This window comes from Neobacillus drentensis (assembly GCF_036965645.1).
GTDB lineage: Bacteria > Bacillota > Bacilli > Bacillales > Cytobacillaceae > Neobacillus > Neobacillus drentensis_D.
Map to the genome: position 1 here is coordinate 1 of NZ_JBALPZ010000033.1, position 15,849 is coordinate 15,849.

Annotated in this window: 16 protein-coding genes; 4 read left to right on the top strand and 12 right to left on the bottom strand. The window is 37.3% G+C overall.

What is annotated here, in order from left to right; all coding sequences use genetic code 11:
- The 4 genes from V7266_RS06005 to V7266_RS06020 form a co-directional block, all read right to left on the bottom strand.
- Nucleotides 1–1,290, bottom strand: a 1,290-nt coding sequence (locus V7266_RS06005) for an FAD-dependent oxidoreductase (RefSeq protein WP_335466761.1), incomplete at its 3' end; no start/stop codon positions are given.
- Entirely contained in the window at nucleotides 1,283–2,314 is a 1,032-nt protein-coding gene (locus tag V7266_RS06010; protein WP_335466647.1) for an electron transfer flavoprotein subunit alpha/FixB family protein, read from the bottom strand. The genes V7266_RS06005 and V7266_RS06010, both read right to left, overlap by 8 nt.
- A 35-nt stretch (nucleotides 2,315–2,349) precedes the next feature.
- Nucleotides 2,350–3,174 carry an electron transfer flavoprotein subunit beta/FixA family protein gene (locus V7266_RS06015; protein WP_335466648.1) on the bottom strand — a complete coding sequence of 275 codons (825 nt, stop codon included), beginning with the start codon at nucleotides 3,172–3,174 and terminating at the stop codon, nucleotides 2,350–2,352.
- A 472-nt stretch (nucleotides 3,175–3,646) separates the two neighbouring features.
- Nucleotides 3,647–3,889: an aspartyl-phosphate phosphatase Spo0E family protein gene (locus V7266_RS06020; protein WP_335466650.1), complete on the bottom strand. Its 243-nt coding sequence runs from the start codon at nucleotides 3,887–3,889 to the stop codon at nucleotides 3,647–3,649.
- A gap of 402 nt (nucleotides 3,890–4,291) precedes the next feature.
- On the opposite strand from V7266_RS06020, the gene V7266_RS06025 reads away from it, so the two are divergent.
- Nucleotides 4,292–5,077 (top strand): carbon-nitrogen family hydrolase, encoded by a 786-nt coding sequence (locus V7266_RS06025; RefSeq protein ID WP_335466652.1) that lies wholly within the window; start codon nucleotides 4,292–4,294, stop codon nucleotides 5,075–5,077.
- Nucleotides 5,078–5,126: 49 nt separating this feature from the next.
- Here the strand turns inward: V7266_RS06025 and V7266_RS06030 are convergent, their stop codons facing one another.
- The 3 genes from V7266_RS06030 to V7266_RS06040 form a co-directional block, all read right to left on the bottom strand.
- Nucleotides 5,127–6,236 carry an ATP-binding protein gene (locus V7266_RS06030; RefSeq protein WP_335466653.1) on the bottom strand — a complete coding sequence of 370 codons (1,110 nt, stop codon included), beginning with the start codon at nucleotides 6,234–6,236 and terminating at the stop codon, nucleotides 5,127–5,129.
- 175 nt (nucleotides 6,237–6,411) lie between these two features.
- Complete coding sequence (locus V7266_RS06035; protein ID WP_335466655.1) at nucleotides 6,412–8,706, bottom strand: transketolase C-terminal domain-containing protein; 2,295 nt, start codon at nucleotides 8,704–8,706, stop codon at nucleotides 6,412–6,414.
- Complete coding sequence (locus tag V7266_RS06040) at nucleotides 8,706–9,722, bottom strand: 2-oxoacid:acceptor oxidoreductase family protein (protein ID WP_335466657.1); 1,017 nt, start codon at nucleotides 9,720–9,722, stop codon at nucleotides 8,706–8,708. The genes V7266_RS06035 and V7266_RS06040 overlap by 1 nt, the downstream gene beginning before the upstream one ends.
- 345 nt (nucleotides 9,723–10,067) lie before the next feature.
- Here V7266_RS06040 and V7266_RS06045 point away from each other — a divergent pair, with 345 nt between their 5' ends.
- A complete protein-coding gene (locus V7266_RS06045) occupies nucleotides 10,068–11,804 on the top strand; it encodes a B12-binding domain-containing radical SAM protein (RefSeq protein ID WP_335466659.1) in 1,737 nt (578 codons plus the stop codon).
- 19 nt (nucleotides 11,805–11,823) lie between these two features.
- On the opposite strand, the gene V7266_RS06050 is transcribed toward V7266_RS06045, so the two are convergent.
- Together V7266_RS06050 and V7266_RS06055 are read right to left on the bottom strand one after the other, a co-directional pair.
- Nucleotides 11,824–11,949, bottom strand: a complete 126-nt coding sequence (locus V7266_RS06050) for a hypothetical protein (RefSeq protein WP_335466661.1) — start codon at nucleotides 11,947–11,949, stop codon at nucleotides 11,824–11,826.
- A gap of 2 nt (nucleotides 11,950–11,951) precedes the next feature.
- Nucleotides 11,952–12,113, bottom strand: coding sequence for a hypothetical protein (locus V7266_RS06055; RefSeq protein ID WP_215040576.1), 162 nt, complete (start codon nucleotides 12,111–12,113; stop codon nucleotides 11,952–11,954).
- 132 nt (nucleotides 12,114–12,245) lie between these two features.
- Between V7266_RS06055 and V7266_RS06060 the strand changes: the two genes are divergently transcribed.
- Nucleotides 12,246–12,599 (top strand): DUF3905 domain-containing protein, encoded by a 354-nt coding sequence (locus V7266_RS06060; RefSeq protein ID WP_335466663.1) that lies wholly within the window; start codon nucleotides 12,246–12,248, stop codon nucleotides 12,597–12,599.
- Between the two features lie 172 nt (nucleotides 12,600–12,771).
- Nucleotides 12,772–12,975, top strand: coding sequence for an alpha/beta-type small acid-soluble spore protein (locus V7266_RS06065; protein ID WP_335466665.1), 204 nt, complete (start codon nucleotides 12,772–12,774; stop codon nucleotides 12,973–12,975).
- A 41-nt stretch (nucleotides 12,976–13,016) separates the two neighbouring features.
- On the opposite strand, the gene V7266_RS06070 is transcribed toward V7266_RS06065, so the two are convergent.
- From V7266_RS06070 to V7266_RS06080, 3 genes are all read right to left on the bottom strand, one after another.
- On the bottom strand, nucleotides 13,017–14,114 hold the full coding sequence (locus V7266_RS06070; RefSeq protein ID WP_335466667.1) for an anti-sigma factor domain-containing protein: 1,098 nt from the start codon (nucleotides 14,112–14,114) through the stop codon (nucleotides 13,017–13,019).
- A complete protein-coding gene (gene sigI, locus V7266_RS06075; RefSeq protein WP_335466670.1) occupies nucleotides 14,111–14,857 on the bottom strand; it encodes an RNA polymerase sigma factor SigI in 747 nt (248 codons plus the stop codon). The genes V7266_RS06070 and sigI overlap by 4 nt, the downstream gene beginning before the upstream one ends.
- Before the next feature lie 333 nt (nucleotides 14,858–15,190).
- Nucleotides 15,191–15,670, bottom strand: coding sequence for a hypothetical protein (locus tag V7266_RS06080; protein WP_335466672.1), 480 nt, complete (start codon nucleotides 15,668–15,670; stop codon nucleotides 15,191–15,193).
- Nucleotides 15,671–15,849 lie beyond the last annotated feature (179 nt).

Sequence of the window (15,849 nt, forward strand, 5' to 3'; positions counted from 1 at the left end):
CACCGCCTTCCAGGCACGATAAATATCTTGAATTACTCGAATGGTTCCTTTTTCTGCCGTAACACTCTTCATGATTTGTTTTTGTTTTTCCCGTTTTGGAGTACCGTCCACTGTAAAGAATTTGCTCATTGCCTTATTCATCATTGGAACATACTCATTAAAATATTGTGGGTACTTCTCAAAAGTATGGGCTGCATCTTTATATTTTTCTAAGTCTTTGATAATAAAACTATCATATAGCTTTTCACGGTAAAGGTTTAAGGTAGATTGAGAAAAATCACCCCTTGTCTTAGCCTCAATCACTGTTTCAGCTGCTAATAACCCTGAATGCATGGCCATATTGGACCCCTCACGATGAATGGCATTCACCAATTGTGCAGCATCACCAACGACAATCACCCCATTTCCCGCAACCTTTGGTACAGATCGATAGCCGCCTTCCGGTATAAGATGGGCTAAATACTCAGCAGATTCTCCGCCGGCAACCAACGGTTTCACCATCGGGTGATTTTTCAAGTAATCTAAAAGCTCATAGGGCTTTAATTTAGCCTTAATCATACTGGATAGGGTTGTTCCTACCCCGATATTTAAACTGTCTTTATTTGTGTATACAAAAGCAGTGCCAAGATTGCCCTTTGTTGAATCTCCAAATATTTCAATTGTGCAGCCTTGGTTATCCTCTAAATTAAAGCGGTCATTAATTTTTTCTTTTGGAAGATTAATAACTTCCATAACCGTTAAGGCAACTTCGTCGGGACGGAATTCTTTATGGAAACCTAATTGTTTGGAAAGCAGAGAATTAACCCCATCTGCCAGTACCACAACATCCGCGTAAACTTCACCATCAGGCCGGTCAGTTCGAACACCGACAACCTTGCCATTTTCAACAATACATTCTGTTACTACAGTTTCATTGATAAGAAGTGCTCCTGCTTCGACCGCTTTCCCTGCAAACCATTGGTCAAACTGAGCACGCAGCACGGTGAAATTATTATAGGGCTCCACTGCCCATTCGAGACCTTTGTAGCCAAAAGACACAACCGATTCCTTATCCATCATCCAAAAACGCTGCTCAATAACGGGTCTCTCCAGCGGTGCCTCCTTCCAAAACTCAGGAATCAGTTCTTCCATCTGCTTCCGATACAAAACACCGCCCATAACATTTTTTGCCCCTGGGTATTCACCTCTTTCTATTAGTAAAACATTCAGCCCATTTCGTGCACAAGTTAACGCACATGCTGTTCCTGAAGGTCCTGCTCCCACCACAATCACATCAAATTTCTCAGACATAACTAATTTCACCGCCCTTTTCCGCCTTGAGCAGCTTAAATTGCTCGATAAGCTTAGGTAAAATTTCTATCGCATCCCCAACAATCCCGTACGTTGCAACATCGAAAATTGGCGCATTGGGGTCTTTGTTAATGGCGATAATAAATTCTGAATTTTTCATTCCCACCACATGCTGTATGGCACCTGAGATTCCAATGGCAAAATAAATTTTCGGTGTAACCGTTTCACCGGTTTGACCAACCTGCTGTTCGTGTGGCAGCCAGCCTGCTTCAACCACATCTCGAGTTCCACCCACACTTGCACCAATTGTGTCTGCTAACTCATGAATAAGCTGAAAGTTCTGCAGGTCCCCCATCCCCTTGCCCCCACATACAATTACATGGGCTTCAGCTAAACTAGCCTTTTTTGTTACGTCATTCACAATTTGCAGCACCTTTGTACGCATATCTTCTTCTTTTAAATCAATCTTTTCTTCCATAATTTTACCTTTTCTGCCTGCATCCGGTTCTAATGCTTTCATAACCTTAGGCCGTACAGTTGCCATTTGCGGCCGATGCTTTTTACATAGAATGGTCGCCATTATATTTCCGCCAAACGCCGGCCTGCTTGCCTCAAGTAATCGGTTGGATACATCTACATCAAGCATGGTCGTATCAGCCGTTAAACCTGTTGATAGATCTGTTGCAACCGCACTGGCTAAGTCCTTCCCATTCGGCGTAGCACCATAAAGAATAATTTCTGGTTTATACTTTCTTGCCAACAATATAACGCCCTGCATATAGGATTCTGTTCGGTAGTCCTTTAAGATGGGCTGATCAATGACATAAACCTCATCGGCACCATATGCAATTACTTGATTGGATAATGATTTGACTTCGTGGCCCAGTAAAAACCCTGCTAACGGAACTTGTAACTTGTCAGCTAGTTTTCTACCTGCACCAAGCAATTCGAGTGAAACTCCCTCAATTTTACGATCGTTTTGTTCAATAAAGACCCAGACTCCCCGATAATCGTGCAGATTCATATTTACCCCTCCCTAAAGCAGAAAAATAACTTTTATTATTTCGACGACTGAATCGCAAACAGGTCCTCTTTCTCTAATAAGACTTCCATGAGCTGTTTTACCTGCTCATCGGCAGAACCCTCTAGTCTTTTTCCGCCTTCAGGCCGTGGTGGTGTAAACATTTTACCTACAATAGTTGGTGAGCCTTTTAAACCAAGCTGAGTCCTGTCTACATTTTCAAGGTCGCTGACTGCCCAGATAATTGGTTCATATCTTGATGCTTTAATCATGTTAGGCATTGGTGAATATTCAATCTGGTTAATTTCCTTTTCAACTGTTAATAGGCATGGAATTTCAGATTGGATTAATTCAAAACCATTAGTTAACTTTCTTTTGATTAAAACTGTATTTTCCTCTACATTAACTTCTGCCACTTCAATCACATTTGTCACAGGAGGGATATCCAATCTTCTTGCAATCCCCGGTCCAACCTGTCCAGTATCCCCATCAATGGCATGTTTTCCACAAATAACCATATCAATAGGGATTTCCTTGTTAATTCGTTCTAAAGCCTTAGATAAAGCGTAACTGGTCGCTAGGGTATCTGCCCCTGCAAAGGCACGGTCGGTAATTAAATAACCTCTATCTGCCCCTATTTCCATACTTTTTTTGATTATAGCCGTTGCTTGCGGCGGACCCATTGACAATACCGAAATTGTCCCACCCGTTTTTTCTTTAATTTTGACAGCCTCTTGAACCGCATGAGCATCATAAGGATTCAAAATGGCTGGTGCACTTCGGCGATCGAGTGTGTTTGTCTTTGGGTTAATCTTGATGATTTTTGTATCAGGGACTTGTTTGATACAAACGACAATGTGCATGTAGGATTTTCCCTCCTCCATCTAAACTGTGATTATTGAAAGCGTTTGCTTTCTTTGGCTATTTGAAATGCTTTTATTAACGATATATGTATCGCAACATAAGCATAGTACCAAACATACAAGTTTTTTCTTTTTCCTTTGTAAAAATTAAATGACGGGAAGTACAATCTTAGAAGCATTTTCGACAAACTGAATATAAAGGATGAAGTGACTAGAAGCAGAAGATTGACATAGACTAAAAATGCATTTATTTAAAAATCCTACTAATTTAACTATATGAAATAATATGATATAAACAATGAGAAAAATCACAGATTATCGATTTTATAGAAATATAAGGAATTATTCTGGGGATAGAATACGGCTCATTAAGAATTGTATGTTTACAATTAAAGGGGAAAATAGTTTTTAACCGGAAGGCCTTCTTGTTGGATCAATAATATGTTAAACAGAAACTGAAGACCTTCTAATATTAAATTAATACCTTCGGCCAGATCATGGTCATGTGTTTAAAGGCAAATTTTATTTCTTCATTTGAATTTGGAGTTTGTCCTATCACTCTTTGATAGTGATTTATTAATTCATCTAACTCTTGGCTATATTGAATTGTTTTTTCACTTGTAAAACCAAATTTATTTGCACTATTTATCATTAATTCTCTTTTAGCTTTTATCTTTTCAATCATTTCAGATTGATAATTACTATCCTTGTACACTTTAATCCTCCTACCTTATACGCTAACTAAATACCAATCACAAATAGACTACCTGAAGAATTATGACAAGAAAATCATTAAAAGTAAATACAATCGCAAAAGTAGACAAAACAATCTATTTCTTTTGTTTTTCGACATTTTTTTCTCTCTTTCTTCGTTTGCAAACGACAATGTCCCAAAAAATCCTGTATAGTAAATAATTTGTTGTTGATAATTTTTGCTTTAAAGAACTAGAATGAAATTTTTTTAAGATACTGTTTAGTACATTAGATCTAGTTCAATTTTACCGAACGAAATTTTTTATTTAGTCTAATTTTATATTGTATTTCTAGTGATAAATGATATAACCTCTTTATAAAGACTTGTACTTTAAAAATCCAGAATACAAATGGGGTGTTTTTTTTGAAAATAAAAGTTTCGTGTCTTCAAATGGATATTTCCTTTGGTGACCCTAAAAATAATTATCAATCTGCTGAAAATTTAATTGAAAAAGCCATGGAGGAACATCCTGATATTATTGTTCTGCCTGAGCTTTGGACGACCGGATATGACTTAACCAGACTAGATGAAATAGCCGATCAAAAAGCGCAGCAAACTATTTCCTTTCTTCAGGCAGCTGCACAAAAACATCAAGTCCATTTTGTAGGAGGTTCAGTTGCAAATCGAGGGGAAACTGGAGTAAAGAATACTCTTCTTATCATTTCAAAAGTGGGCACAGTTACACACCAATATGACAAACTCCATCTCTTTAAATTAATGGATGAACATCTCTACCTGGAAGCAGGAGCTGACAAAGGACTATTTCTTTTGGAAGGTCAATTATTTGCAGGTGTAATTTGCTACGATATTCGTTTTCCTGAATGGATCCGGGCTCATACTTCTGAAGGAGCCAAGGCCTTATTTGTGGTAGCAGAATGGCCTGCAGCCCGCTTAGAGCATTGGCGTGCCCTCCTAATCGCCAGAGCGATTGAAAACCAATGTTATGTCATTGCCTGTAACAGATCTGGCAGTGACCCCAATAATCAATTTGCCGGACATTCACTCATTATTGACCCATGGGGAGAAATATTGGCTGAAGCTGGAGAGCATGAAGAGATCCTTACGGCTGAAATCAACCTTGATTTAGTCAGCGAAATACGCAAGCAGATTCCTATTTTTGAAGATAGAAAGCCGAACTCTTATAATTAATTATTGAATATTTTTTTAAAGCAATCCGAATTAGTTACGGATTGCTTTTTTATAACTTCTCTTTTAGGTCCATTGGCAACTCGATATAAAACGTGGTTCCCATTCCTTCGTCGCTTTCTATGAAAATCTTACCTTGATGATCATTGATAATTCGATAACTAACCATTAATCCTAGGCCCGTTCCCTGGTCTTTCGTGGTAAAAAATGGTTCACCCAGCTTTTTTATCTTTTCCTTAGAGATTCCTGATCCCTCATCTTGGATACTAATTTGAACGCGTTCACCTTCCACCATCTTCGTAGTAATCGTTATATTTCCACCGTGAGGCATCACTTCAATAGCATTTTTTATTATGTTAATAAAAACCTTTTTTAATTGGTTAGGCTCACAAAATATAAGTGGAAGTTGGCTTTCCATGTTTGTTACTATTTGAATATTATGTAGAACTGCCTGGGCTGTTAGTAAATCGACCGTTTCCTTCATAATCTGGTTTAAATCCTTTTCTTGAAATCGAGTAGCTTTCGGCTTCGCAAGAAACAAAAACTCATTTATTATCGAATCTATCCGTGCCAGTTCAGAAGTTATCACCTGATAATACATCGGATGATTTTTGGTTATTTCATTCTCAAGCAACTGAATGAACCCTTTTAGAGCGGTCATCGGATTACGTATTTCATGCGCAATTCCCGCAGCAAGTTCACCAATTACAGTCAGTGTATCGGATTTACGGAGCTGTTCCTCAATTTCTATCCTTTCAGAAATATCTTTAAAGACGGTGAAATTTATCCCACTTAAGATATCAAGCTTGGATGAACAATCAAAATATCTATTATTTCCTTCCTCATCTATAAAAAACATCGTGGAGCAGGTTTGTCCTTTTTCAAGCACTTGTTCAATATGTCTCAAAATCTCTTTTTTTCCATTTTCTAAAATGTTGTTCGGCTCATAAATCCGATGGCCGATTAAATGCTTCTTAGGAATACCTATCAATTTTTCACCAACACGATTCACATCAATAATGCGGTGATCGTTATCCCAAAGGAGCAAAGCATCTATTGAATCCTCAAAGATACGTCTATATTTTTGATCATTTTCCAGAAAGTTAATGGTCTGGTTTCGTTTTTCACTACTACCAAGATGTAAAGTATCCTGCTTCTCCACGTACTGACACCCCGCGAAATCCTTAGTCTTTATATCCTATATTAAACCATATATTCTACATTAATCGAGAAAAATCCTTTTAAGTCGACAGTAAAATTCTACTATTACTCGGTGACTATTTATAAAAAAAAACGCAAAGCACTTTGCTTTGCGTTCTTTGGTAAATTCAAACATTTTAAAGTAGTGGATTTTCATGTTTGGCTTTTAGACGCTGCCATCTCTTTTCAACTTCTACCTCAAATTCTTCTAATATAGGCCTATTCTCTTCTTTTAAAAGATGTTTTGCTTTTCCCATATATTTTAACCAATCAGCCAGTGGCACCCGCTTATTCTTTTCTTCTGGGTTATACGTAATAGTAGTCACGCCTTGTTCAATTTCATAGAGCGGGAAGAAGCAGGAATTCACAGCCTCTTCGACAATTTTTGTACCATAGCGGTCATCAGATTTCCAGTTTAATGGACAGGTAATCAATAGTTTCCCATAGACAGTGCCAATATTCTGGGCATACCACTGTGCTTTTGCACCTTTTTTCACTAAGTCCTGCGGGAATGCCTCTGAGCCTGTAAATACATACGGAATATTTGTCGCAGCCATGATTTGAGCTGTATCTTTATGGTGGAATGCTTTTCCACGTTGTACTTTTCCAACACCAGAAGTGCTTGTCATATGTCCAATAGGTGTTGAATATGACATTTGTGAACCAGTATTCATATAGCCTTCATTATCATATTCTAACATAATAAGTTTATGTCCGCGAAGGGCCGTTCCAATTGCTGAACCCATCCCTATGTCCATACCGCCGTCGCCTGTAATCATAACAAAAGTTGCATCATCCGCTACATTTATTTCTCCTCGGCGCTTTAACTCCATAAATGCCTCAACAGTACCAGAAAGGCAAGCTGCCCCGTTTTGAAATAAATTATGAATCATCGTTTGTTTATGTGAGGTACTTAGATAACCAGTGGTAGTAACATATGCACAACCCGTTTGGAATAAAGTGACAATATCTCCCTCAATGCCCTTGAAGAATAATTCAAGACCGGCAAAAATACCACAGCCCGGACATGCACCGTGTCCTGACGCAATACGTTTAGGCTTACCAGTTAAAGCCCGAAGCGGAGGAATTTTGACCTTCAATTTATTTGTTTCTTCATCCATTTTCACATCAATTAAACCTGTCTTATACACTTCGCCATGTTGGGGCACAATAACAGGCTTTAGAATGTTCTCAGGGTTACCTGGAACATGACCATAGTAATCAAATGGTTTTTCCGCATAGCCTCTTTCCATTGCAGCGATTGTCATTTCAAAGAATGCTTCTGCATCACTTGCATAGAAATCTTTACCACCAAGACCAAAAACACGGCTGAGGACAATGGTTTTATTTTCTTTGTCATCTTGAAGGGCGGATTTCGCTTCATGTGTTAAGTTTGGTCCATTGGCACCATAAGAATCGGCTCTCTCGCCAACTAATAGAGCTTTAACCTTCTTTACCGCCTCCCGAATTTCTTTAGCAGGGAATGGGCGAATTATATTAGGACTGATAACACCAGCTTTAATGCCCTTTTCACGGAGTTGATCGACCACATCTTTTGCTGATTCGGCAGCAGAATTCAATAGGAATAATGCTACATCAGCATCTTCCATTTTATATAAATCTAAAACAGGGTATTCTCTACCTGATAGTTTCGCGTAATCCCCAGCCACTTCTTTAAATACTTCACCAGCATTGTAGATAGCTTCTGATTGTTGGTAGTGGTTGTTAAGGAAATCGTCACCGCTCATATGGGCACCAACTGTAACAGGTTTGCTCAAATCTCTAACAAAGTTATAATCTGTTGGACATTCACCAACAAATTGTTGAACAATATTTCGATCTTTAAAGTATTCGACTCGGCGCTTCTGGTGGGATGTAAAGAAACCGTCATAAGCGACAATAACCGGTAAACGCACTTTAGAATGTTCAGCTATTTTCAGGGCCATAATATTCATATCATAAACAGCCTGAGGTGTTTTCGCTGTTAAAATAACCCATCCGGTATTCAAGGCATAATATAGGTCAGAGTGATCACCGCGAATATCCAGCGGCCCGCTGACCGCACGTGTTACAAGGTTCATAACCATAGGGTAACGAGTACCTGACTGAACAGGCATTTGTTCAAGCATATAGAGGAAACCATTTGCACTTGTTGCATTGATGACACGTGCACCAGTTGCTGCGGCACCATAGCAAATACCTGCTGAGCCATGTTCACCATCTGCAGGAATCAATTTAATATCATGCTGACCGCGTGTTTTCATTTGATCTAAAAATTGGGCAACCTCAGTAGACGGTGTGATTGGAAAATATCCCATAATATGATAATTAATTTGTGCTGCTGCAGTAGCTGCCATCTCATTTCCGGATTCAAAGGTAGAAATTTGCTCAGCCACATTTATTGTCGTTAATTTATCTTCTGAAATAGCCATTATTGAACCCCTCCTGCAACAATATAGGGAAAGTTTTGTTTCACACGGTTTTCATCCGCATACCCCAAGATTTCACGTAAATCTCCTAGAGCATCGGTTGGACATGCTTCTACACACTTTAAGCATCCTTTACAATATTGATAGTCAATTCCTTTTAGGAACATCTGCCTCCTGCCGCGTTTATCTTCTCCTTCTTCCCAAACAAAACAGAAGTCAGGACAAACATTATCACACGCCGCACAATGAATACATTTATCTTGTTTATATTCAGGAAGGAAGCCTTGCCTAGAACCGCTTAAATCTTTATGAATACTATTTGCCTGAGAAACCATTACGCCGCCAATGGCCTGAGTCATATAGCCAAGTTGTGGCAGCGGGCGGGAAAAGGATTTTCCTTCCGCACCTTCTGTCACATCATACTTTTTAAATTGAACTTCATTGTATCCGCGGTTAAATGTACGAATGTTTGGTTCGACTAGATGAGGATATTTCTTTGTAAAGGTTTTCCGGATTACGTCTCGCATTGACTCTGGATCTAAAAAATCACAAATACGATATAAGGCACCAAGCATTGCTGTGTTTACTTTTGTTTTTTCCTCAACCGCAATGGTCAAGGCATCTACAATAGCAAGAGTCCCATATTCTAATTGTAAATCTTTTTTAACATCATCAAATTCTCTTGTTGTATTAACTAAAACGATACCATCCGCATCCAAGCCGCTTACCACATTCACGGTCTTATATAATGCCTCATGAAAAACTCCAACAATATGCGGTTGTTCAATTGGACTATGATCCCTGATTTCAACATCAGGTTCACAAAAACGGATAAAACTCTTTACTGGTGACCCTTTCTTTTCAGAACCGTAAGATGAAAAATTTGATCCCCTTAACCCAAGACTTAGTACCCCTGCCTCGGCTAACATTTTGCCTGCCAGGTTTGCCCCTAGCCCGCCAATTGATTCTAATCGGATTTCAAAAAATCCAAGTTCATTCTTTTTCGGTAAAATAGACATAATTTCCCTCCCCATTTCGTGCCAAAAAATACGAAATAAACTATTAATTAATTCTCTTTCGTTATTGTAGGACAATTAACAATTTTAATCTGTGACAAATGTTAAACATCTACCGAAAATTTTGGAACACATTATTTTTTAATAAAAAATCATTATTAGGTCAAACTTTAAAACGTTTGCCATATTGGTATAACAGATTGAAACATGTATTATAACAGATGAAATTCTTTAGTAAATTTTAAGAAGAAATCGGATGGGCTAGCATCGGTAGGGTTTGCCATATACTCTTTTCGTCAAAAATAGGTTATAATTATTATTTGGTCATATTGAAAAAGGAGTAACAACATGAATGTTATTTGTTCTACATTAAATGCTAAGTTTATTCATACAAATCTTGCTATTCGTTATTTGAAGGCTTATGCAGCCCCAGAATTTGCAATCAAATTAAAAGAATACACTATTAAGGATCCAGTCCTAAATATCGTTTCGGACCTTTATCAAGTAAAACCAGACGTAATCGGTTTTAGCTGCTATATCTGGAACATTGAGGAAACACTAAAAGTGGTAAATATGTTAAAAAAGGTTGACCCTTCGATTTTGATTGTATTGGGAGGACCTGAAGTGACTTATGATACGGCCGAATGGATGGAAAAATCCTCCGATGTGGATTTTATCGTGATCGGTGAAGGAGAACAAACCTTTAAACAGCTTCTTCATGAAATCTCTGGTGATAAAGATTATCAAAAAGTCCATGGAATTGCTTATCGGGAAAATGGGCAATTAAGAGTAACACCACAAATGAATAAGCTGGACCTTAAAGAATTACCTTCACCCTATCGGTTTCCGGAAGATATCGCTGACTTAGGAAAGCGTGTCACTTATATCGAGACAAGCAGAGGCTGTCCGTTTAGCTGCCAATTCTGCCTCTCCTCCATAGAAGTTGGCGTGAGATACTTTGACCGTGAAAAAATAAAAGCGGATATTCGCTATCTAATGGAAAACGGGGCAAAGACGATAAAGTTTGTAGATCGTACCTTCAATATTAGCAGAAGCTATGCCTTGGAAATGTTCCGTTTCCTTATTGATGAGCATCTGCCAGGAACGGTTTTTCAATTTGAAATCACGGCTGATATTATGCGCCCAGAGGTCATTGAATTTTTAAATCAAGAAGCCCCAAAAGGACTATTCCGATTTGAAATCGGCGTTCAGTCTACAAATGATTACACCAATGAGCTTGTCAAAAGAAAACAAAACTTCGCAAAGCTGACAAGAACGGTCACAATGGTAAAAGAGGGCGGTAAAATAGATCAGCATCTCGATTTAATTGCCGGGCTTCCCGAAGAGGATTATGCCTCCTTCCGAAAAACATTCAATGATGTGTTTGAGATGAGGCCGGAAGAATTACAATTGGGCTTTTTGAAAATGCTTAGAGGGACTGGGGTTCGTCTTCGTGCCGATGAACACCATTATGTATATATGGACCATTCACCATATGAAATCTTAAGCAATAATGTGTTATCGTTTGATGATATTGTTAGAATTAAACAGGTTGAAGACGTATTGGAGAAATATTGGAATGATCACCGAATGGATTTTACGGTTGAATATCTTGTCAGCAATGTATTCCCATCTCCATTTGACTTTTTCCAAGAGTTTGGTTCTTATTGGGATAATAAGGGATGGTCACGAATTGGCCATCAGCTGGAGGACTTATTTAGAAGGTTATACTCGTTTCTAGAAGAACGTTCCGTCGAAAACCTTGAAGTGATTGCAGGATTAATGAAGTATGATTATTTAAGAAATCACAAATACAAACCTAGAAAGCCTTGGTGGAACACATCTTTGGATAAAGGTGTTCGCTCACAGATTTACAAACATATATTGGATCATCCAACATTGCTGGAAAGTAAATTCATTCAACTCCATCTTGATGAAAAGGATTTATATAAGCATACAATGCTTGAGGAATTATCCTTTGATTTAGGTCAGTATATTACGACCGGTCAATTAATAAGAAAATCAAGCTACTTATTAGCTTACTTTGACCCAAGCAATAACCAAACATTAATATTTCCATTTTAACAAGCCGGGCGAGCCCGGCTTATTTATTTTTAACATTTTTCTTTATATGTTTTTTTGTTTCGTAAAGCTTAACCCCATTAACTTCACCAATTTCAATGCTAAACTCTTCCGTTAAAATGGGGTCTTGTGTTTTACGGACCTTCACCATTAGCTCCTACCTTTTTTCCCCTGTTTTGAATTACGATTTTGAAACCGAATGGCATTGTTATTATCCGTAAACTCTGCGGAAAATTCACTTTCCTGCACATTTTTATGAGGCGTCTTCGAATATTTTTCCACTGCATTAAATTCTGCTTTTCGCTTTGCCATTAAAAATCCTCCCAAAGATATGATAATACATCCTTAGTTTAAGCAAAGTGTGCGGGTTCATTCCTTTCCTTATTTTTCATAAATAATATTGACATACAAACAGAAAATAAAAGAAAAAGGAGTGAACAAACCATGAAAAAATCAAATCATAAACAATCCTCCGATAAACTAACCATAAATGAAACCATGCCCCATCAAATTAATGCCCCAAGTTTTGAAGGGACTGGTATTAAAATGGAGGCCCCTTTTGAAAATAAATATGGCGTAACTATTGGTGACAGTTTATATTCTTCAGATAATTCGCCTCTAGAAAATTGGTCAAAAGATACAGACCCCGCCATTATGTCTGGCGACGAGTGGGTTCACCCGACAAATGATATTGGCTGGAATACATCAGAAAATCGTGAACTGCTCGACAGCAAAAAGAAACCTCAAGCCTATCCGTTTATGCACCCAACAAAGGATGTCAGTAAAGGTTCTGACTAAGGATAATATCCAGATTAACAAAACATTACCACTTATGAAATTTAAAGGGGAATAGATACTAATTATACAGAGGATTACACATCCTCTAAATTTTTAACTAAAGCGAGCCTCATTAGGCCAACGAGACCCAACATGCAAGGTTTAATTTTTCTACAACAAAGGAGTGAAATTCATGGCAAATAGCAGCAATAAATTATTAGTGCCTGGAATCGAACAGTATTTAGATCAAGTAAAATATGAAATCGCCCAAGAATTCGGAGTTCAATTAGGTTCTGATACCGTTTCAAGAGCAAATGGTTCTGTAGGTGGGGAAATTACCAAAAGGCTAGTCCAACAAGCCCAAGCAGAATTATCCGGGAAATTTAACAATCAATAATTGAATAAATATGGAAAAAAGTCCGGTTTCAATGCCGGACTTTACTTATTTTTTTGTTCCTTTTGTTTGGACTTCTTTTGATTGTTTGTTGTTTTAACTGATTTACTTTTTGATGACGGCTGTTTTTTGACTTGCTGTTTCGGCTGTTGTTTCGCTGGCTGTTTCGGCTGTTGTTTGGCTTGCTGTTTCACTTGTTGTTTCGACGGTTGTTTCTCTTGTTGTTTCTCTTGTTTTTTCGGTTGTTGTTTATTGTTATTCCCCGGCTTTGGCAAAAATTGATTCTCAACTTTTTTAAATTGTCCTGGCGGGATTTTCCCACCCTTTGTGCCAATTAAACTAGTGTCCTGTTTATCAATTTGTTTTTCAACTGATTCCTTTTGCTTTCCGGGTGTTATTACTGCCTGAGATAAAGGAACTGTAAGTTGTTTCAGGTTAGCATTCTTTTCTTTCCGTTTTTCCTTCTTTTGGGACTCATATTTATTTTTTTGATATTTACCGGTCGAAATACCGAGATTCTGTGCCTGTTTACGATCTTTTTGGGTTGCTTTTAATACGGTCATAGGCAGCTCTTGCTTTTCTGCCAATGATTTTATCTCATCTACATTCTTTTGCAGATCCTTCTCAGATTGCCTATCCATCTCTTTCGATCGAACAGTAGAAATAATAACAGGTTGATTATGATCAAGCAGACCTGATTGTTTCATCTCAATTAAAATAGACTGTGTAATTTTTGAAACATCTTTCTTCTTCCAATTTTTCATCTTAGAAATAACCTGTTTACCCTCTTTATTGAACCCAGTTAGTTTTACAACCTGCATTTCCTTATTCACACCAAGTTCAATACTTGAGTTTCCATCTATAGACATATAAGCGTACGCTTTATTATCTTGATAGAGCGGAAGAAAGGAAGCAAACAAGACAAGTAGTGCAGTCATCACTACCAAGGCGCTTCGAGCTGTTAAGATATTCTTTAATAAAAATAATGATTTCCTGTTTTGAACATTCGGACTGGGAAAGAAATGTATTTCTTGACCAATCGAATAGATTTGATCTTGCTTTTTGGTCCGCAAGAACTCACCTTCGGGGGTTAATAGTGTTAAGAAAGCGCCGTCTATTTCCATGATAATTCCTTTTTTCATATATCTAGCACCCCCTTTATATAATCCTTCATATACACATAATCACTAGATAAAATTAGTGCAACCGCAATGATGTATTTCCGATTTCTCTCAATCGTTTTTCGGCTGACATTAACCATTGATTCTAACTGTTTTATGGGAAGACGTTTTTTTTCCAGTAATATCTCTTTTAAATCTGGATTATCTACCAGCATTTTTGCTATTAAGATCGCACTTTTTCGAGCATCTGCATGCTTAGGTGAATTCTCCACTAAGTCACTAAAACTTAAATCAAAAGAGATTAACATTTTTTGAAAATGAAGTATTTCCTCTTTCCTTAATTGTTCATCATTTTTTTTATGAAACTCATCAAGGGAAAGTTCATTCACAATGACAGTACCCGGTGATTCTTCCTCTTGTAAGGGATTCGTAATATCAATACTAACGTGTTGGTTTTTTGTTTGTTTACGAATATAATCTATTACTCTTCTTTTAATTATGATTTCGGAAAAACTTAATAACGAACTTCCCCGCTCTGGAGAATATTTTTCAATCGCTTCATTGAATGCAATAAGTCCAATGCTAAATTCATCATCAGATTCATAAATATACCGTCTGCATACAGAGGACACTGTTTTTGCTATAAAGGGCTTGTAGGCATCAATTAATTGATTTAGCAGTTCTCTTTCACCTTGTTGGACTAATAATACAGTCTCTTCCAAAGTTCTTTTTTTCTTCTTGGTCATAAACAATAAGCTTAGCATATGCTCACCTCTATTCGTCCCATTATAACATATATAGTACTATGGACTTTATAGGGTTAAGCATTTTGGAAAAGAAAGCACCAAAAAATGTAGTCTTTTCCTGTTTATTGTTTATTATTTAGTTCCTGTTTATAAACTCCGTTTGCTTTAAAAGTCCTATAAATTTTCTCCTCTCTATCTTAAATTCTTCACCTCATCAAAATAAATGTATAAACATTTTACTAAATAGGTACGTATCTTTAAGAACCGTTTCTGGGGGTTGGAAGTAAAATTTTGCCCTTTTATCCCTCAAAAAATTTAAAAGCTTTAAATCAAATCATTGATTTAAAGCTTTTAAGTCCCTGTTTTGGAATTTCGATACCATATTTTTAAAATTTGTTTTATAATGCCGCCCATAAGTAACCCTGGAACAAGGAAAATCATTGGTAAAAATATAGGTCCTGGATGAATACCCAAAAAAGTGACCTTTGGCGAAACCATTAATCCAACTGTAACTAAGTAAGCACCAAAAACAAATGGCAAATAAGAATACTTTTCACCGTCCGGCATCGCAAATCGATACGCATCCCACATCGAAAACATATAAATACACGGATAAAACATAAGCCATTGATAGTCAACCACCATTTCAGCCTGCCTAATTTCACCTAGAAAGCTGAGCATAATAGCCCGGTTAAAATGACTATTTACATTCATAATAAACTCTAATACAACAAATAAGACCCCTTTAATATACTGCCCTGTCAATAATTGGGTGAAACCAGGGAATGCAATATTCCACAAAACTGCTTCCAATTTGCTCACTTTTTTCATTTTTCTATCCCGCTTCTTTATGGCATCTAAGAAGAAAAACTTCTCCACTTAGCATATCCATAACTTTGTCAAATTAACGAGAATACGCTAAAAAATTTCCAATGTTTTTCCAATTTATGCAAATTCGCTTTTAAATGATTGGCTGTGTTAAAGTTTATTATTGATTTTGAAACGATGTT